This window comes from Mycobacterium sp. IS-1742 (genome assembly GCF_001500125.1).
GTDB lineage: Bacteria > Actinomycetota > Actinomycetes > Mycobacteriales > Mycobacteriaceae > Mycobacterium.
On record NZ_LQIV01000022.1, the window covers coordinates 23,870 to 41,961 of the forward strand.

The window sequence follows — 18,092 nt, forward strand, 5'->3', positions numbered from 1 at the left end:
CTGCGACTGTGGGCGCGGGTCAACCGCCGCTCCGGGCAAGGCTGCGCGTCACGTCGTCTGACCGTTGTCGCGAGTGGCGCCCACTGCGTCTGCGCGGGCGGCCGGCGATCCGCTCGGCGATGCCACCTGCGATCGCCTCGGCGCGGCCACTGGGAAGGAACGCCAGGTACAGGACGAACATGGCCAGACTGAACAGCCCGATCGACATGCTGACGAAGATGCTCAGATGCAGGACGACGCCGGCGGCCAGCACCCACGGCCGGGCGCGGCGGTTCCACACCAACAGTCCGATGGCCAATTCGATCACCAGCGTCGACCAACTCATGACGTTCGAGATGAGCAGACTGTCGGTGATCCACGCCGGGGTGGTGAAGAACAGCAAGTCGTTCTGCCGCAACGAATACGACACCGCGGTGCCGTCCTGCCAGGTTTTGCCGTGGAGCTTCGCGACGACTGTCGAGACATAGATGATCGACACCTGGATCTGCATGAGCCGGACGGGCCAGATCCGCCGCTGCTCCGCCGTCCAGAAGGAGCCGGTTCGTCGACGCTGGTCCAGCGACAGTGCGGCACCCGAGGCGGCCAGAGCGATGAACAGCGCCTCGACCCGCAGCAGTACGTCACCGGCGTTCATCACGAACGGATTGCGGCGCTCGAAGGACACCACCATGACGAAGACCAGAATGGCGGCCAGCCTGCTACGCCAACCCAGGGTGAGAGCGATCGATGCCAACAGCAGCAGGGCCCACCCGGCGAAGACGGCGGCGTCGCTGGGGAACAACCGGAAGACGCTCCAGGTGAAGTCCGCGGTCGGAGGGCGCGGGACAACTCCGTCGGGACCGAAGCGGTCGTACAACTCCGGGTACAGCGTCACCGTCCAGACGATCATCAGCAGACCGAAGGCGATCCGGATCAGACCGAGTGGATAGGCCGAGTCGTAGCTGAACCAGAATCTGCGCCAGGCCCGCACCGAGTCGCCGCCCACCTGTCGCAGCCGTGACCGAGCGTCGACCGTCATCGCGTCGCCACCGAATTCGGCGCGTCGACCGGCGCACGGTCCTGGGCGGGTGTGACCTTCTGGTCGAACAGTAACCTGCGCACCGTTTTCGGCTCGCCGTCACCGGGCAGGGGCAGCGTCCGGATTTGCACGACCATCAGCACGCGGACCGCGTGTTCGCCGGGTTCGGTCACTTCGCGGACGACGTACTTGGCCAACCCGGATCGAAGTGCCTTGTGCCTGATGACCTCTTCCTTGAGCTTGCGCCAGCGATATCCCGGGAGGGAGCGGTCGGCGTCGAGCCGCCACACCCGGTCTTCGCCGTCGCTCATGATGACGTGCACCTCGACCTCGGTGAGTTTCCGCGGTGGGTTCGGGGAGAACACGCCCCAGCTCTGGTCCAGACCTGTTGCGCGGGTCAATGGTTGGAGGATCGGCGCGGCGGTGTCCTTGATCGCCGAGTCCGGCAGTGAGCCGACGACGGCGACGAGGACGAGCAGCGCCACCAGCACGCTGATGGCGATGTCCGCGGCCCGTCGGCGTTTCGGCGTGGGTTCACCGTCGAGTGGCTCCATGCCGGTTACAGCTCCCACCATCCGTCGCGGCCGGCGGGTCCGCCACCGAAGAGCAGGTCGACGAACCGGGAGACCAGTTCTTCGAAGAAGTGGACGACCTTCCAGAAGAGGTCGGAGAGGAACTTGAAGAAGCGCGCGACCGGATTCGGGGTCGGTCGATCGGACGGGTTGGTGCCGTCGACAGCGTCGGTGGTATCGGATCCGTCGCTCAGGTCGAGGGTCGAATCGATTGTGTCGGCGATGCCGTCGACCGCCGTGTCGAGGCTGTCGGTCAGATCCGACCCATCCACCACATCAGTCAGATCCAACGAATCGGCCACCCCGTCAACAGTGTCCAGAACCCCGTCGGCCGCAGTGTCGAGCACATCACCCACACCATCGGCATCCGATGCATCCAGCGTGGAATCCACCGCGTCGGCCACACCGTCGACCGCCGTGTCGAGCGTGTCGGTCAGATCCGACCCATCCACCACATCGGTCAGATCCAACGAATCGGCCACCCCGTCAACAGTGTCCAGAACCCCGTCGGCCGCAGTGTCGAGCACATCACCCACACCATCGGCATCCGATGCCGAGTCGCTGACATCAAGCGCCGAATCCACCGCATCCACCGTGGAATCGACCGTGTCACCCACACCGTCCACAGCGGTATCGACCACATCGGTCAAGTCCGTGAGATCTGTCGCATCGGTGAGGTCGAGCGCCTCGTCCAGGCCGTCCACCGTGGTGTCGAGCGTGTCGGTCACGCCGTCGACCGTGTCGTCCACGGTGTCAAGCACCCCGTCGGCGAGGTCGCTGAGGTCGAGGTTCCCGAGGTCGAGTCCTCCGCCACCTCCGAGATCCAGCAATCCTCGTGTGCCGATACGAGGCTCGTCATCCCCCTCGTCCGCCGGTGCCGGTTCGTCCTTGGGCGTGTCCGAGGAGCCACCCGCCGCCTCGGCGGAGCTGTCGGACCCCTGATCGCCCTGACCCTCGTCGGCGTCATCGCTCGCCGGAGCGAGCGGGACCATCCCCACCCCCGGCGCGGACAGCAGCTGGATCTCCGGAGCGTGGGGCGCTTGGGAGTAGGCCGTCACAGACAGCGCCATCCCGCCGGCACAGAGCACCGTCAGCGTTCGCCGTACCGCCGACGCCCTGCTCGAGGTCTCCAAGGTGTCCGACGCGGGTGGCTCGTTCGGCGGTTGCAGCGAGTGCTTGCCCATGTCCCGAACCCCTTCGACGGTGCCGGCAGGCTTCCTTGCCTGGTGATGGGTCAATCTAGGGCTGTGTTTTCGGCGTTGTCAATATTCGCTGCAATATTCGGCACACGCATTCTTGCCGTCAGATGAACATTGCTTACGCAAAGTATCTTCCCATCGAACAAATCCGCCCGCGGCGGCGACGGCAAAGACACGTGGCTGCGCCACGATGTGCCGCGAACCGCTCGCCACATAGTCGACCTGCTTTTAAGCGGCGCGCCTAGCACGGTCGGACCCACCCCACACCCTCTGGGCAAGCTCATACCGCCTTACCATAACCACACTTCGGCCGTGGCAAGTTTCGGAAAAGGCACCGAAATAATCGCGGCGAACCGTCACGACTGCACCTCAGCCTGTTTTTGCTGAACGCGTACCTGCTCGCGAACTCGGTACGCGCACCCCACCGGGCCCCCACTGCACGATCTGTTTGATCAAGCAAGAACGACAAATTTGCCCGTAACGCAAACAGATTCCTGCGGTCAGGGGTCGCGGCGGTTGATGTCGACGGCGGCGGCGAGGAACACCACCGCCACCACAGCCGTGAAGTACAGCAGCGCCCCCAGCGGACCCCACCACATCGGGAAGGTCTGCACCCATGCCACCTCGGTGAAGGTGTTGACGTTGGCGAACGGCATCAGCGGTCCCACCCGCGCCCCCACCCGGGGAATGGACCCGAGCAGCGGTTCGATGACGAACGGCAGCAGGAGCAGGATCGCGATCACCCCGGCGCTGTGCCGCACCAACGTCCCGAGTCCGACGGCGAGCACCGCCCCCAGGGCCGCATACAGACCGATCGCGCCCGTCGTCCGCCACACCGCGAACTCGGTGAACGCCAGACCCGCGCCCTGTTCGGGCGTGCCCACCAGGCGCACGGCCAGCACCGACGCCAGCACCATCACCAACGCACAGACCCCTGAGAAGAGCGCTGCCAGAACGGCCTTCGCGGTGAGAACGCGGATGCGCCTCGGCGTCGCGAGGAACGTGGTGCGGATCATCCCGGTGCGGTACTCGCCGGTCACGGTCAACGCCGCCAGCACCATCAGAACCGGAACCGCGAACGCGGCGACGCCGATAGCCGCGCGTTCCGGTTCCAACGGCACCGATGCACTGCCGACGGACGCCTGAATGACCGCGAATCCCAGGCTGACCACGATGACCGCGAACAGCGACCACAGTGGTGAACGGGTGCTGCCCAGTTTGATCCGCTCGGCGCGCAGCATCAGCGCTGCGCCCGGAAGTCGACGGCCTGGTCGGTCAGCGCCATATAGGCCTCCTCCAGCGACGCACGCTGAATGCTCAACTCGTGCAACGTCAGTCCGTGTCTCGCCGCGAGTTCACCGACCTGCTCGGTCGATGCGCCGTGGACGAGAACGGCCGAATCCTCGATCGTCGACGACAACCCTGCCGCGGCCAACGCGTCGCACATCCGCGGGCGGTCCGGTGTCCGCACCCGGACGGTGTCGAGTCCGGCGCGGTTGACGAACTCGCCGACCGTGGTCGCCGCGATGAGCTTTCCACGTCCGATCACCAGCAATCGGTCCGCGGTCTGGGCCATCTCGGCGAGCAGATGGCTGGACACGAACACGGTGCGGCCCTCGCCGGCGAGGTCGCGCATCAGTGTGCGGATCCACCGGATGCCTTCGGGGTCGAGGCCGTTGACCGGCTCATCGAACAGCAGTACCTGCGGATCGCCGAGCAGGGCGGCCGCGATCCCGAGTCGTTGGGACATCCCCAACGAGAACGCACCCGCCGGCTTGCCCGCGACCTCGGCGAGGCCGACCATGCCGAGAACGTCGTCGACACGTGAGTCGGACAGCTTGTTACTGGCGGCGATCCACCGCAGATGCGAACGCGCGGTGCGAGTGGGATGGATCTGCCTGGCGTCGAGCAGCGCGCCCACCGTCCGCAGCGGATGCCGGTGCTCGCGATACGGCCGGCCCATGACCGTGGCGGTGCCCGCACTCGGCCGGTCCAGCCCCAGGATCATCCGCATGGTCGTCGACTTACCCGCACCGTTCGGCCCCAGGAATCCGGTGACGACACCGGGTTCCACAGTGCAGGTCAGGTCGTCGACGGCGCGGACCCGGCCGAATCTCTTGGTGAGACCGGTCAACTCGATCATCGCGGCGACTCCACCGCCGCGACCACCAGGTCGGCCACGGCGCGCATCCCGGCGGAATTGGGATGCAGGGGCGCCGGCCGACCCGGCCAGGGGATGCCCGGACCGGTGGTCCAGGGCTCTGCCGACCACGCGTGGTGAGCGCGGCTGGCCTGCGCGGCGCGGACCCAGCCGCATCCCGCGTCGGCGGCGGCCCGACCGGTCAGCCGCTCGAGCGTGTCGGCGATCCGCCGACCCAGCGCCGCATCGGCACCCGACAGGGGTTGAACCGGTTGACCGGGCGGCGGCAACAACGTCAGGTAGTCGACGAACAACACCTCGGCGTCCGGTGACCGGCCCCGTACCGCCCGGGCCACGCGGTGCAGCGATTCGCGGACCTCGACCAGTGCGCGGTCTCGGGCGGTCGCGTCGAACAGCGCGCGCACCGGCGGAAGCCAGCGAACCGGCCGGGGAAGTCCGGCGGCCATCAGCATCGGTACGTAGCCGACGTCGTTGCCGCCGATCGTCACTGTCACCAGGGACTCGGTGCCGTCGAGCGCCTCGATCTGCGGCGGTGTGCCGTGCTGCGGTTCGTCGAGGACGTTGGCGGTGGTGGCCCCCGAATAGGTGACGTCGGTCAGGTCGAGGCCCAGTCGTTCGGCCACCAGGTGCGGATAGTTGCGCGCCGAACGGCCCGCGCGGAACGGCGCACCGTCGGCCGAGGGCCGGATGCCCGGGCCCGCCGCCATGGACGAACCGAGCGCCACGTAGCGCGTCACAGTGCCGTACTCATAGAGCGGGACTCGAAGCCTGCGCCCAGAACCGCTTCGGGATTCGGCCGGCGTGGCGGGCGAGGTGCCCCGCGGTCACGGCCGCAGCCATCGCGGCGGCCATTGCAGGTGGATCGGCCGCCCGGGTCACAGCGCTCGCCAGAAGTACTGCATCGCAACCCAATTCCATCGCCAGTGCGGCGTCACTGGCGGTGCCGATGCCGGCGTCGAGGATCACGGGCACGTTCGCGGCGCCGACGATCATCTCGATGTGGTGCGGGTTGGCGATCCCCAGCCCGGTGCCGATGGGCGACCCCAACGGCATGACCGCCGCACAGCCGATGTCCTCGAGTCGCCGCGCGAGCACCGGATCGTCGTTGGTGTAGGGCAGCACGGTGAAACCGTCATCGACGAGTTGTTCTGCCGCCCGGACCAATTCGACCGCGTCGGGTAACAGGGTACGTTCGTCGGCGATCACCTCGAGCTTCACCCAGTCCGTGCCGAGCGCCTCCCGGGCGAGCTGTGCGGTGAGCACCGCCTCCGCGGCCCCGCGACATCCCGCGGTGTTGGGCAGCGGGCTGATCCCCAGCCGGTGCAGCAGTTCGAGTACGCCGGTGCCGGTTTCGGCGTCGACGCGCCGCATCGCGACCGTGGTCAGCTCGGTGCCGGACGCGATCAGGGCCTGTTCCAGTACGGCGAGATTGGCCGCCCCGCCGGTCCCGAGTATCAGGCGCGACCCGAACTCACGGCCGGCGATCGTGAACGTCTGGTCAGCCACCCTGCACCGCCGTGACCACCTCGACGCGGGCGCCGTCGCGCAGCGGCGTCTCCCATTCCGACCGGGGCAGCACCGACCAGTCGACCGCCACCGCAATACCCTTGTCGGGAAACCCCATTCGAGCCACCAGCTCCGCGACGGTGGTCTGCCCGTCGAGGTGGACGTCTTCGTTGTTGACGGTCACGTTCATGTCCTGGCTCCCTGTGTCGTCTGCAGTTCGACCGCGACCCGCTCGGCTGTCCATGGCGCGAGCAGGAAGCCGTTGCGGCCGTGCCCTGCTGCCACCAGTGTGCGCTCGTCGAGCCACTCGACAAGAGGCAGCCCGTCGGGCGTCATCGGTCGCAGTCCCGCCGCGCACTCGGCGAACTCGTACTCCCCCAGTGCCGGCATGACCGCGCACGCGTCGTCGAGCAGGTCGCGCACCCCGGTCACCACGGGGGCGGTGTCGCGGCCGTGTTCGTACTGGGTGGCGCCGACGACCACGCCGTCGGCCCGCGGCACCAGGTACACCTGCCTGCCGTGGACGCGGGCGCGAACCACCCGGCGCGGGACGGGCATACACCCGCGCCGCCAGCGCAGGCGCAACACCTCACCCTTCACGGGGCGGATCGGCAGGCCGGGCCACAGCGTCGGGGCGTCGACACCGTTGGCGAGCACCCTGAGGACGACGTCGTCGACGGAGGCGAGATCGTCGACCGGGGGCGCCCACCGCACCCCGAGCCGGGTGCAGTGCGCCTCCAGTGCGTCGACGACGGCACGGTTGTCGACGGCCAGTTCGGTGTCGGCGACGAAGCCGTGGCGGATGCCCGGGGCCAGCAGCGGTTCGATGTCGCGGGCCGCTGTGGTGAGTGTGACGGGGTGGCCTTGGGCGGCCAGCCATTCGCCGACGGTCCTGAGGTCCGCGGCGTCGGCGCGGTCCACCGCCACCACCAGCGACTCCCGGGCGGTCACCACGTCGGCGGGCAGCCCCTCCAGGAAGCCGTCGTGCCACAACCGCAGCGAAACCAGCCCGATGCGCAGCAGCTCATGCTCGCCGGGCCAGCCCTCGCTGTGCGGGGCGAGCATCCCGCCGGCCACCCATGACGCACCCCTCTCGGGGCTGCGGTGCACCCGCACCGTCCAGCCGTCGAGCGCGGCGCGGCGCGCGACCGACAGGCCGATGACCCCGCCGCCGATGACGGCGAGAGTCTTGTCCGGTGGCATGGCCCTCCCTTCGCCGGCATGACCCGGATCAGGTCCGACGGTAAGGGCCGGATGATCGGACCCACTCTCAGTCCCGCTGTCCCGGGACTCCCGTGTGGCCATCAACCCTACCCGCGGCCGAAGCGCTACCGTCGCCGTGTGCGTGAACCCCTCGACCCGCTCGGCCCGCGCCTCGAGCAGGCCTCGCTGTACCTGTGCACGGATGCCCGCCGCGAACGTGGTGACCTCGCCGAGTTCGCCGACGCGGCGCTCGCCGGCGGTGTCGACGTGATCCAACTGCGCGACAAGGGGTCGGCCGGCGAACATCGATTCGGGCCGCTCGAGGCACGCGAGGAACTGGCCGCCCTCGAGATCCTGGGCGACGCCGCCCGCCGCCACGGCGCACTGCTGGCGGTCAACGACCGCGCGGACATCGCGCTGGCCGCCGGGGCCGACGTGCTGCACCTGGGCCAGGACGATCTGCCGCTGGCCGTGGCCCGCCGGATCATCGGCGCGGGCCCGCTGATCGGCCGGTCCACCCACGACAGCGCTCAGGTCGGCGCGGCGGTTGCCGAGGAGGTCGACTACTTCTGCGTCGGGCCGTGCTGGCCCACGCCGACCAAACCGGGGCGCCCCGCCCCCGGACTCGACCTGGTCCGTGAGGCCGCCGCGCTGAGCGCCGACAAGCCGTGGTTCGCGATCGGCGGTATCGACGAGGCCCGGCTGCCCGACGTGCTCGAGGCCGGTGCCCGCCGCATCGTCGTGGTGCGGGCGATCACGGCGGCCGACGATCCGAAGGCGGCAGCTCAGCGCCTCAAGGGCGCGCTCACCGCTGGCCGTTGACCATCAGCGGGAAGGCCGCGGTGACGGTCCGCAGCCGCTCCCAACTGGCGGCGAACCCCGGGTGCAGAGGCAGCGCGGCGACGTCTTCTTCGGGAACCCAGCGCAGTTCGGCGCTCTCCCGGTTGGGCACGGTGTGCAGCAGTTCGGGCGCATCGGCGATCACGGTGGTGTAGGTCCACGACGCGCCGCCGGAGCCGACGACTTCGGCGGTCACCACGGTGGTCCGCACGATCAGCTGGTCGGCGGACAGCCCCGCTTCCTCGTGGGCCTCGCGCACCGCGGCCTGCTCGGGTGTCTCGTGGCTGTCGCGGGCGCCCCCGGGCAGACCCCATGTCCCGCCCTGATGACTCCACGGCGCCCGGTGCTGCAGCAACACTGCGGCCGACCCGTCGGACCGTGGCGCGCGCAACAGCAGACCGGCGGCGCCGTGCCTGCCCCAGTAGCGGCCGCCGCCGTCGGAGAATACCCAGCCGTCACCGTCGCCACGCACCCGTACAGGATAGGGCCGCACCAACCTCTGCGGCTCCGCTCGATTGGGCGCGAGCCGTGACAGAACCTCTTAGGATTCTTTTATAGAGTCGAACGGTCGGAGAGTTGCCGGATAGATGAGGACGGCGCACAGGTGACTGTGGAGTTGGCGCATCCCTCGACCGAGCCACTCGCGTCCCGGTCGCCGACCACTCCCGCCCACCCGCGCTGGTGGTTCCTGTGGACCACCCCGGGCCGCATCCTCACCATCGGCGTCGTGCTCGCCGCGCTCGCGATCGCCAGCGCCTTCGCCACGTCGACGACGATCAACGACCGCCAGCGGGCGCTCACGACCGTCCTCAATCACACCGAGCCGCTGTCGTTCGCCGCCGGGGAGTTGTACAGCCGGCTCTCGGTGGCCGACGCCGCCGCCGCGACCGCGTTCATCGCCGGCACCGAACCCCGCGACGTGCGCCAACGCTACGAACAGGCGATCACCGACGCCGCGGTGGCCTTGACCCGGGCCTCGAGCGGGCTGACCGACGAGCAGCTGGTGCAGTTGCTCGGCCGGATCAACGCCGAACTCGCGGTGTACACCGGACTGGTGGAGACGGCGCGGACCAACAACCGGGCGGGCAACCCGGTCGGCTCCTCGTATCTGTCCGAGGCGTCGTCGCTGATGCAGACGAAGATCCTGCCCGACGCCGAACGGCTCTACGAACGCACCTCGGCACAGGTCGATCAGGAGACGGGAGCCTCGACCCGCATCCCGGCGCCGGTCATCCTCGTGGTGCTGGCGACGTTGCTGTTCGGTCTGTTCGCCAACCGCTGGCTGGCCCGGCGGACGCGGCGGCGGGTGAACATCGGGTTCGTCGCAGGCGGGTTGGCGGTGCTGATCATGGTGCTGTGGGTCGGTACCGCGCTGACGATCTCCACGACCGACAGCCGCAGCGCCAAGGGCGCCGGCGCCGAATCGCTCAAGACCATCACCACCCTGGCCATCACCGCGCAGCAGGCCCGCGCCGACGAGACACTGGCTCTGATCCGCCGCGGCGACGAGGAGGTCCGCAAACAGTCGTACTACCAGCGGATCGACGGGATGCAGAAGACTCTGGCGCAGTACCTCGCCCGCGAGGACGCTATCGACAGCACCGACCTGGCCGCCGCCGAGGACCTGCTCTCCCGGTGGCGGGCGGCCGACGACCGCATCAACGCCTACATCGCCGTCGGCAACTACCAGGCCGCCACCCAGGTCGCGCTCGGCACCGGCGAGGACGATTCGACGCCCGCGTTCGACAAGCTCAACGACGCGCTGAGCAAGGCGATCGAGCAGAGCCGGAGCCAGCTGCGCAACGACATCCTCAACGCCCGGCGGGTGCTGTCGGGTGCGACGGCGGGCGCCGCGGCGCTCAGCGTGATCGCCGCGGTGGCGGTGGCGCTGGGACTGTGGCCACGACTCAGTGAGTACCGGTGATGAGCGCTCGCGCGAAGAACAGACAGCCGCTGATGAGCGTGTCGAGGTTGTTCGCGTTGCTCACCGCCACCCTGGTGGTGCTCACCGGGTGTGGGCAGGCCGCCTCGGTGGTGCCGACACCCGGTGTCACCCTCGCGCCGCCCACCCCGGCGGGGATGGAGGAGCTACCGCCCGAGCACGCGCGGCTGCCGATGCCGGAGGCCGACGACTGCAACCGCCGGGCGAGCCTGCGGCCCTTCCCGACGCGCGCCGAGGCGGACGACGCGGTGGCGTACATCCGCGAGCGGGGCAGGCTCATCGTCGGCCTCGACATCGGCAGCAACCTCTTCTCGTTCCGCGATCCGATCACCGGTGACATCACCGGGTTCGACGTCGACATCGCCGGTGAGATCGCCCGCGACATCTTCGGCAGCCCCGCGCAGGTCGACTACCGCATCCTGTCGTCGGCCGACCGGATCATCGCGTTGCAGAACAACCAAGTCGACGTCGTCGTCAAGACCATGACGATCACCTGCGAGCGGAAAGAGAAGGTCGGCTTCTCCACGGTGTACCTCAACGCCAACCAGCGGATCCTGGCACCTCGCGACTCGGCGATCACGCGGGCCGCGGACCTGTCGGGACGGCGGGTGTGCGTGGTGAAGGGGACGACGTCGCTACGGCGGGTCCAGCAGATCAGCCCCCCGCCGATCATCGTGTCGACGGTCACCTGGGCGGACTGCCTGGTGGCGCTGCAGCAGCGGCAGGTCGACGCCGTCAGCACCGACGACACGATCCTGGCCGGGTTGGTGGCGCAAGACCCGTACCTGCACATCGTCGGGCCGAGCATGAACGAGGAGCCCTACGGGATCGGGGTGAACCTGGAGAACACGGGGCTGGTGCGGTTCGTCAACGGGACGCTGCAGCGCATCCGCAACGACGGCACCTGGTCTGCGCTCTACCGCAAGTGGTTGACGGTACTGGGCCCCGCGCCCTCACCGCCGGTGGCGAGGTACGTGGACTGATGGCCAGGCCCGAACACGATCTCGACGCCGCCATCGATCCCGGCATGGAGGAGGATCCCGGTACCCAGCCGGCGAGCCTCGACGACCTCGATCTGGACTCGGCGTCGACGATGCGCCCGATGGCCACCCAGGCGGTGTTCCGGCCGGACTTCGACGACTCCGACAGCATCAGCGTGCACACCGGGGACACCGAACCGCAGGACCACGCGACCACGGCGATCCGGACGCTGTCGCCGGTCCGCAGGCTCGGCGGCGGGCTGGTGGAGATCCCGCGGGTGCCCACTAAGGATCCGCTCGAAGCGCTGATGACCAATCCGGTGGTCGCCGAGAACAAACGCTTCTGCTGGAACTGCGGGCGGCCGGTCGGGCGGTCGACGTCGGACGGCAAGGCGCTGTCGGAGGGCTGGTGCCCGCATTGCGGCAGTCAGTATTCGTTCCTGCCGCAACTCAATCCGGGTGACATGGTCGCCGACCAGTACGAGATCAAGGGCTGCATCGCCCACGGCGGCCTCGGCTGGGTGTACCTGGCGTTCGACCACAACGTCAACGAACGGCCGGTGGTGCTCAAGGGTCTGGTGCACTCCGGTGACGCCGAGGCCCAGGCCATCGCGATGGCGGAGCGGCAGTTCCTGGCCGAGGTGACGCACCCCGGGATCGTGAAGATCTACAACTTCGTCGAACACGACGACAAACACGGCAGCCCCGTCGGTTACATCGTGATGGAGTACGTCGGCGGGACGTCGCTGAAACAGGCCAGAGGGCAACGTCTTCCGGTCGCCCAGGCCATCGGCTACATGCTGGAGATCCTGCCTGCGCTGGGGTATCTGCACTCGCTGGGGTTGACGTACAACGACCTCAAACCCGAGAACATCATGCTCACCGAGGATCAGGTCAAGCTGATCGACCTCGGCGCGGTGTCGACGATCAACTCGTTCGGCTACCTGTACGGCACCCCGGGTTACCAGGCGCCGGAGATCGTGCGGACGGGTCCGACCGTGCAGAGCGACATCTACACCGTCGGCCGGACGCTGGCGGCGTTGACGCTCGAATTGCGTACGCGCAAGGGTCGTTACGTCGAGGGCCTGCCCGCCGACGATCCGGTGCTGGTCCAGTACGACTCGTTCGGCCGGCTGCTGCGAAGGGCGATCGACCCGGACCCGCGGCGCCGGTTCGCCAGCGCCGAGGAGATGTCCTCACAGCTGCTGGGTGTGCTGCGCGAGGTGGTGGCCCGCGACACCGGTGTCCCGAGATCCGGTCTGTCGACGGTGTTCTCACCCACGCGGTCGACGTTCGGCATCGACCTGCTGGTCGCCCACACCGATGTCTATGTCGACGGGCAGGTGCATTCGGAGAAGCTCACCGCCCAGGAGATCGTGCGGGCACTGCCCGTACCGCTGGTGGATCCGACCGATGTGGGCGCCGCGGTGCTCTCGGCGAGCGTGCTGAGCCAGCCGGTGCAGACGCTCGATCAGTTGCGTGCCGCCCGGCACGGTTCGCTGGACTCGGAGGGCATCGACCTCTCCGAATCGGTCGAGTTGCCGCTCATGGAGGTGCGCGCGCTGCTCGACCTCGGGGACGTCGCGAAGGCCACCCGTAAACTCGACGATCTGTCCACCCGCGTGGGCTGGCGCTGGCGGCTGGTGTGGTTCCGCGCGGTCGCCGAGCTGTTGTCGGCCGATTACGATGCGGCCACAAAGCATTTCACCGAGGTCCTCGACACGCTGCCCGGGGAGTTGGCACCGAAATTGGCGTTGGCCGCGACCGCCGAGCTCTGCGGCTCCGACCTCGAACAGGCGCCGTCGCGCAAGTTCTACGAGACGGTGTGGGGCACCGACCACGGCATCATCTCCGCGGGGTTCGGGCTGGCGCGCGCGCAGTCCGCGGAGGGTGACCGCGAGGGTGCCGTGCGCACACTCGACGAGGTTCCGGCCACGTCACGGCATTTCACCACCGCCCGGTTGACCAGTGCGGTGACGCTGCTGTCGGGGCGGTCGTCGAGCGAGATCACCGAACAGCAGATCCGTGACGCCGCCCGCCGGGTCGAGGCGCTGCCCGACACCGAACCGCGGGTGCTGCAGATCCGGGCGCTGGTGCTGGGCACCGCGATGGACTGGCTCGTCGACAACTCCGCGAACACCAACCATATCCTCGGATTCCCGTTCACCGAACACGGATTGCAGCTCGGCGTCGAGGCGTCGCTGCGCGCGCTGGCACGCGTCGCGCCCACGCAGGCGCACCGCTACGCGCTGATCGACCTGGCGAACAGCGTGCGCCCGATGAGCACGTTCTGATGCTGGCCTTGGCGCCGACTGTGTAACCAGGGCGGGTTTCCGGCCGACCTTCCGCCCTGGTTGCACACTCGACGCCCTCAGGACACACTCGCCAGGCGCAGGGCCCGGGCTTGCCGGACCCGTCGCACGATGTCGACAGGATGGTCCTCTTTGACCACCCGAACGACGAGCCATCCGGCGGCGTCGACTTTCTCCGCGCGGCGGACGTCCCTGGTGTACACCCACCGATTCGTCTGATGGTGTTCGCCGTCGTACTCCACGGCGACCATGCACTCCTCCCACCCCATGTCGAGGTACGCGAAAGCGGCTCCGTCGGCACCGAGCACCGGTATCTGCGTGCGCGGGCGGGGCATACCGGCCCGGATGAGCAGCAGTCTCAGCCAGGTCTCCCTTGGTGACTCTGCTCCGGCGTCGACGAGATCGAGCACTGTCTCGAGTTGCCGCAGACCGCGGACACCCGGGTGGCGCGCTGCGAGCTCCGCCACATCGCCGCTTCTCAAACCCGTTGCCCGGGTGTGCGCGTCGAGCCGTGCCACAGCCTGAACCACTGTGCCTTCGCGCCCGAGATCGAATGCGGTGCGCGCCGGACTGGTGACGGCGTAGCCGTTCACGATCTGTCTTTCCCCGTCCAGCAGTACTGCGCGCCGAGTTCGAATACCTTGCGGGGGCCTGGGGTTGGCGTGGACGAGGTCGACGACGACGTCGGCATCGATCCACTTCGTCCCGTACACCGCCGCGGCCGCCAACCCCGCGACGGTGGCCTGCCTGCGCGACCACAACCACGCCGCCGACGTCCGTTGCGGCAGCGTCAGCGGCGAGCCCCTCGACAGGTAGACGTCGGGGAACACCGCACGGTAACGGGTTCGCAGCTGATGACGGTTCAGCACACCGGCCGACAGCGCCTCGCTCCCGACGAATGGGGCCCGCAGATCCATGCCCGCACAGTGGCGGAGCGGCCCGACATCCTCACCCGCCCGTCGCGAAGTTATCCACAACCCGAGCGTGCTCTCAGGGCGCCCAGTGTGTCGTCACGGCGTGATTTCGGCCGAACACCCGCCATGAGGACACACTCGACGCAGCGGACACGGCCGAACTAAAGGACCTCGACGCACGCCCGTGCGATCGCCAACTCCTCGTTGGTCGGGATGACGAGCACCGTGGTGGGCGACGTCTCCGCCGAGATGCGGCGCGCGGTGTGCGACGGGCTGTCGTTGAGATGCTCGTCCAGTTCGATGCCCAGCCGCCCGAGGCCCGACAGCGCATCGCGTCGCACCGCCGCGTCGTTCTCGCCCACCCCGGCGGTGAAGACGATGACGTCGGCGCCGCCCAGCAGGGCGAGGTAGGCCCCGATGTACTTGCGCAACCGGTGGATGTACACCTCGTAGGCGAGTTGCGCGTCCTTGTCGCCGCTTTCGATGCGCTGATGCAGCACCCGGAAGTCGATCTCACCGCCGAGACCGCGCACGCCTGCGCGCTTGTTGAGCATCGTCTCGATGTCGTCGACAGTCATTCCCGCGGTGCGCCACAGGTAGACGAGCACGCCGGGGTCGAGGTCGCCGGATCGGGTGCCCATCACCAGACCTTCCATCGGCGTCAGGCCCATCGAGGTGTCCACCGGCCGGCCACCGACGATCGCCGACGCCGATGCGCCGTTGCCCAGGTGCAGCACGATCTGGCTCAACGACGACAACGGGGCGTCGAGGAACACCGCCGCCTGCTCACTGACGTACTGGTGCGACGTGCCGTGGAAGCCGTACCGCCGGATGTGCCATTGCGTCGCGATGTCGCGGTCGATCGCGTACGTGGCTGCGGCAGCGGGCAAGTCGTGGAAGAAGGCGGTGTCGAACACCGCGACGTGCGGCAGATCCGGGAACGCCTTGCGGGCCTCGCGGATGCCGAGCACGGCAGGCGGGTTGTGCAGCGGCGCCATCGGAGCCAGCTCCTCGATGGTGTCGACCAGTCCGTCGTCGATCACCGTCGGCTCGTAGAGGTCAGGGCCGCCGTGCACCACCCGATGTCCGACCGCGACCAGTCCGACACTGCCCAGCTCGGCCCCGGCCTCGTCGAACATGCCGTAGGCGGTGCGCAGCGCGGCCTCGTGGTCGGGCACCCGGTCGCTGTGCGTGATCTCCCGCTCGCCGCACACCAGACTCGCCGACGACGAGTCCTCGCCGATGCGCTCGACGATCCCGTCGGCGAGGGACAAGCCCGAATCCGGGTCGATCAGTTGGAATTTCAGCGACGAGGAGCCGGAGTTCAGTACCAGAACGGTGCGCGTCATCGCTCCCCCTGCGCCTGGATCGCGGTGATCGCGACCGTGTTGACGATGTCCTCGACCAGTGCGCCGCGCGACAGGTCGTTGACCGGTTGATTCAACCCCTGCAGCACCGGCCCGATCGCGATCGCGCCGGCGCTGCGCTGCACCGCCTTGTAGGTGTTGTTGCCGGTGTTGAGGTCGGGGAAGATCAGTACGGTGGCCCGTCCGGCGACGGGTGAATCCGGCATCTTGGTCTTGGCGACCGACGGCTCCACGGCGGCGTCGTACTGGATCGGCCCCTCCACCAACATGTCCGGTTCCCGCTTGTGGACCAATTCTGTTGCTGCCCGCACCTTTTCGACCTCCGCGCCGGTTCCGGACGTACCGGTCGAATACGACAGCATCGCCACCCGCGGCTCGATGCCGAACTGCGCCGCGGTGCGGGCGGAGGAGATCGCGATGTCGGCGAGCTGTTCGGACGTCGGGTCGGGGACGATGGCGCAGTCGCCGTAGGCGAGCACGCGGTCGGCCAGGCACATCAGGAAGATGCTCGACACCGTCGACACGTCGGGCAGGGTCTTGATGATCTCGAACGCCGGACGAACTGTGTGGGCTGTGGTGTGCGCCGCCCCGGAGACCATCCCGTCGACCATGTCGTTGTGCACCAGCATGGTGCCGAAATACGAGACGTCGTGGATGATCTCGCGGGCCTGCTCCAGGGTCACGCCCTTGTGCTTGCGCAGTTCGGCGTACTGCTCGGCGAACTGGTCGCACAGCTCGCTGGTGCGCGGATCGAGCACCGCCGCGGCGCTCAGGTCGACGCCGAGTTCGGCTGCGCGGGCCCGCACCTGCGCCTCCTCGCCGAGGATCGTCAGATCCGCGACGCCGCGCTGCAGCAGCCGGCCTGCGGCCTTGAGGATGCGGTCGTCGTCGCCCTCCGGAAGCACGATGCGCTTGCGGTCCGCGCGCGCCCGGTCGAGGAGTTGGTAGGTGAACATCTGCGGCGTGGTGACGGTCGGGATCGGGATCGCCAGCCGGCTCAACAGTTCCGCCGTGTCGACGTGGGCCTCCATCAGCGTCAGCGCGGTGTCGATCTTGCGTGCCGACGCGGCGGTGACCCGCCCCCTGGTCCCCGCCACCCGGCTCGCGGTCTCGAACGTGCCGTAGTCGGTGGCGACGATCGGCAGACGCAGTCGCAGGCCGGCGACCAGCCTGGCGATCGACGGATGCAGTTCCAGACCACCGTTGAGGATGATGCTCGACAACGACGGGAAACCCTCGGCCGAATGCGCGCTCGCCACGGCGAGGACGACGTCGGACCGGTCGCCCGGCGTGACCACCGTGACACCCTCGGTCAACCGTTCCAGGACGTGCTCGGCGGTCATCCCGGCGACCAGCACGTCCATCGCTTCGCGGTGCAGGAGCGTCTCGTCGCCGCTGATCACGGTGCCGTCGACGGCGTCACGCAGTTCGGCGACCGAGGGCGCGACCAACAGGGGTTCCTCGGGCAGGACGTAGACCTGCGGGGTGCCGTCGCGTTTCAGCGCCTCACGCACCTCGGCGAGCCGGTCCGGATCACACCGGTTGGCCACCACGGCGGCGGTGTGGGCGTGCTGGGCGGCGATCTCGTCGAGGCAGACCTCCACGACCTGGACGACCTCGTCCGGGGTGCGGCCGCGTGCCTTGACGGCGAGGACGACGGGCGCGCTGAGGTTGGCGGCGATCCGCGCGTTCATCGACAGCTCGCTGGGGCTGGCCACGTCGGTGTAGTCGCTGCCGACGATGAGGACCGCATCGCACTGGTCGGCGACGCGGTGGAAGCGGTCGACGATGTCACCGAGCGCGTTGTCGGGGTCCTCGTGCAGGTCGTGGTAGCTGACCCCGACACACTGCTCGTACGGCAGGCCCGCCGTGGCGTGCGCGAGCAGCAACTCGAGGATGTAGTCCCGCGCCGGACCCTGTCGGGTGATGGGGCGGAACACCCCGACTCTGGCCGCGGTGGCCGTCAGACGGTCGAGCAGTCCGAGCGCGATGGTCGATTTTCCTGTGTCGCCTTCCGGCGACGCGACGTAGATGGCGGATACGCGCGGTGCGGCCTCGTCAGACACCCTCATAGCCTG

The 18,092-nt window shown here is 68.8% G+C and carries 16 protein-coding genes, 1 pseudogene and 1 riboswitch; of the genes and pseudogenes, 4 read left to right on the plus strand and 13 right to left on the minus strand.

The window, feature by feature from the left end; translation table 11 throughout:
- Positions 1 to 19 precede the first annotated feature (19 nt).
- The 9 genes from AU196_RS14270 to thiO all read right to left on the minus strand — a co-directional run bounded on the left by AU196_RS14270 (position 20) and on the right by thiO (position 7,659).
- Complete coding sequence (locus tag AU196_RS14270; RefSeq protein ID WP_059095733.1) at positions 20 to 1,018, minus strand: HTTM domain-containing protein; 999 nt, start codon at positions 1,016 to 1,018, stop codon at positions 20 to 22.
- Entirely contained in the window at positions 1,015 to 1,572 is a 558-nt protein-coding gene (locus AU196_RS25850; RefSeq protein ID WP_059095734.1) for a hypothetical protein, read from the minus strand. Before AU196_RS25850 ends, AU196_RS14270 begins: the two co-directional genes overlap by 4 nt.
- 5 nt (positions 1,573 to 1,577) lie before the next feature.
- Positions 1,578 to 2,828 carry a hypothetical protein gene (locus AU196_RS25855; RefSeq protein WP_197415795.1) on the minus strand — a complete coding sequence of 417 codons (1,251 nt, stop codon included), beginning with the start codon at positions 2,826 to 2,828 and terminating at the stop codon, positions 1,578 to 1,580.
- Between the two features lie 461 nt (positions 2,829 to 3,289).
- Entirely contained in the window at positions 3,290 to 4,030 is a 741-nt protein-coding gene (locus tag AU196_RS14285; RefSeq protein ID WP_059095736.1) for an ABC transporter permease, read from the minus strand.
- Positions 4,030 to 4,932, minus strand: a complete 903-nt coding sequence (locus AU196_RS14290; protein WP_059095737.1) for an ABC transporter ATP-binding protein — start codon at positions 4,930 to 4,932, stop codon at positions 4,030 to 4,032. The genes AU196_RS14285 and AU196_RS14290 overlap by 1 nt, the downstream gene beginning before the upstream one ends.
- Complete coding sequence (locus AU196_RS14295) at positions 4,929 to 5,687, minus strand: SGNH/GDSL hydrolase family protein (RefSeq protein ID WP_231737575.1); 759 nt, start codon at positions 5,685 to 5,687, stop codon at positions 4,929 to 4,931. Before AU196_RS14295 ends, AU196_RS14290 begins: the two co-directional genes overlap by 4 nt.
- A 10-nt stretch (positions 5,688 to 5,697) precedes the next feature.
- A complete protein-coding gene (locus tag AU196_RS14300; RefSeq protein WP_059095738.1) occupies positions 5,698 to 6,456 on the minus strand; it encodes a thiazole synthase in 759 nt (252 codons plus the stop codon).
- Positions 6,449 to 6,646 (minus strand): sulfur carrier protein ThiS, encoded by a 198-nt coding sequence (gene thiS, locus AU196_RS14305; protein WP_059095739.1) that lies wholly within the window; start codon positions 6,644 to 6,646, stop codon positions 6,449 to 6,451. The genes AU196_RS14300 and thiS overlap by 8 nt, the downstream gene beginning before the upstream one ends.
- On the minus strand, positions 6,643 to 7,659 hold the full coding sequence (gene thiO, locus AU196_RS14310) for a glycine oxidase ThiO (RefSeq protein WP_059095740.1): 1,017 nt from the start codon (positions 7,657 to 7,659) through the stop codon (positions 6,643 to 6,645). Before thiO ends, thiS begins: the two co-directional genes overlap by 4 nt.
- Positions 7,648 to 7,763: riboswitch (TPP riboswitch) on the minus strand. (Overlaps the previous gene by 12 nt.)
- Before the next feature lie 34 nt (positions 7,764 to 7,797).
- Here thiO and thiE point away from each other — a divergent pair.
- A complete protein-coding gene (thiE, locus tag AU196_RS14315; RefSeq protein ID WP_059095741.1) occupies positions 7,798 to 8,481 on the plus strand; it encodes a thiamine phosphate synthase in 684 nt (227 codons plus the stop codon).
- Here thiE and AU196_RS14320 read toward each other — a convergent pair.
- Positions 8,468 to 8,971: pseudogene (locus AU196_RS14320) on the minus strand (NUDIX hydrolase); the annotation flags it as partial. The gene thiE and the pseudogene AU196_RS14320 sit on opposite strands and share 14 nt — an antisense overlap.
- A 132-nt stretch (positions 8,972 to 9,103) precedes the next feature.
- Between AU196_RS14320 and glnX the strand changes: the two are divergent.
- Genes glnX through AU196_RS14335 form a run of 3 tightly spaced genes read left to right on the plus strand, consistent with a single transcriptional unit; the run spans position 9,104 to position 13,715 of the window.
- The gene (gene glnX, locus AU196_RS14325) at positions 9,104 to 10,423 is read left to right on the plus strand and encodes a protein kinase G-activating protein GlnX (RefSeq protein WP_059095743.1); all 1,320 of its coding nucleotides are present in this window, start codon (positions 9,104 to 9,106) and stop codon (positions 10,421 to 10,423) included.
- A 32-nt stretch (positions 10,424 to 10,455) separates the two neighbouring features.
- Entirely contained in the window at positions 10,456 to 11,424 is a 969-nt protein-coding gene (locus AU196_RS14330) for a glutamate ABC transporter substrate-binding protein (protein WP_502687263.1), read from the plus strand.
- Positions 11,424 to 13,715, plus strand: a complete 2,292-nt coding sequence (locus AU196_RS14335) for a serine/threonine-protein kinase PknG (RefSeq protein WP_059095745.1) — start codon at positions 11,424 to 11,426, stop codon at positions 13,713 to 13,715. The genes AU196_RS14330 and AU196_RS14335 overlap by 1 nt, the downstream gene beginning before the upstream one ends.
- Positions 13,716 to 13,792: 77 nt before the next feature.
- Here AU196_RS14335 and AU196_RS14340 read toward each other — a convergent pair whose 3' ends face one another.
- From AU196_RS14340 to pta, 3 genes are all read right to left on the minus strand, one after another.
- Positions 13,793 to 14,650 carry a putative endonuclease domain-containing protein gene (locus tag AU196_RS14340; RefSeq protein ID WP_059095746.1) on the minus strand — a complete coding sequence of 286 codons (858 nt, stop codon included), beginning with the start codon at positions 14,648 to 14,650 and terminating at the stop codon, positions 13,793 to 13,795.
- A gap of 158 nt (positions 14,651 to 14,808) precedes the next feature.
- Positions 14,809 to 15,996, minus strand: a complete 1,188-nt coding sequence (locus AU196_RS14345) for an acetate kinase (RefSeq protein WP_059095747.1) — start codon at positions 15,994 to 15,996, stop codon at positions 14,809 to 14,811.
- Positions 15,993 to 18,080, minus strand: coding sequence for a phosphate acetyltransferase (pta, locus tag AU196_RS14350; RefSeq protein ID WP_231737577.1), 2,088 nt, complete (start codon positions 18,078 to 18,080; stop codon positions 15,993 to 15,995). The genes AU196_RS14345 and pta overlap by 4 nt, the downstream gene beginning before the upstream one ends.
- Between the last annotated feature and the right edge of the window lie 12 nt (positions 18,081 to 18,092).

Excerpts from the sequence above, each read along its gene's own strand:
- AU196_RS14270 (WP_059095733.1), bottom strand. The coding sequence starts at position 1,018 with ATGACGGTCGACGCTCGGTCACGGCTGCGACAGGTGGGCGGCGACTCG.
- AU196_RS25850 (WP_059095734.1), bottom strand. The coding sequence starts at position 1,572 with ATGGAGCCACTCGACGGTGAACCCACGCCGAAACGCCGACGGGCCGCG.
- AU196_RS14285 (WP_059095736.1), bottom strand. The coding sequence starts at position 4,030 with ATGCTGCGCGCCGAGCGGATCAAACTGGGCAGCACCCGTTCACCACTG.
- AU196_RS14290 (WP_059095737.1), bottom strand. The coding sequence starts at position 4,932 with ATGATCGAGTTGACCGGTCTCACCAAGAGATTCGGCCGGGTCCGCGCC.
- thiS (WP_059095739.1), bottom strand. The coding sequence starts at position 6,646 with ATGAACGTGACCGTCAACAACGAAGACGTCCACCTCGACGGGCAGACC.
- thiO (WP_059095740.1), bottom strand. The coding sequence starts at position 7,659 with ATGCCACCGGACAAGACTCTCGCCGTCATCGGCGGCGGGGTCATCGGC.
- AU196_RS14330 (WP_502687263.1), top strand. The coding sequence starts at position 10,456 with ATGAGCGTGTCGAGGTTGTTCGCGTTGCTCACCGCCACCCTGGTGGTG.
- AU196_RS14335 (WP_059095745.1), top strand. The coding sequence starts at position 11,424 with ATGGCCAGGCCCGAACACGATCTCGACGCCGCCATCGATCCCGGCATG.
- AU196_RS14340 (WP_059095746.1), bottom strand. The coding sequence starts at position 14,650 with ATGGATCTGCGGGCCCCATTCGTCGGGAGCGAGGCGCTGTCGGCCGGT.
- AU196_RS14345 (WP_059095747.1), bottom strand. The coding sequence starts at position 15,996 with ATGACGCGCACCGTTCTGGTACTGAACTCCGGCTCCTCGTCGCTGAAA.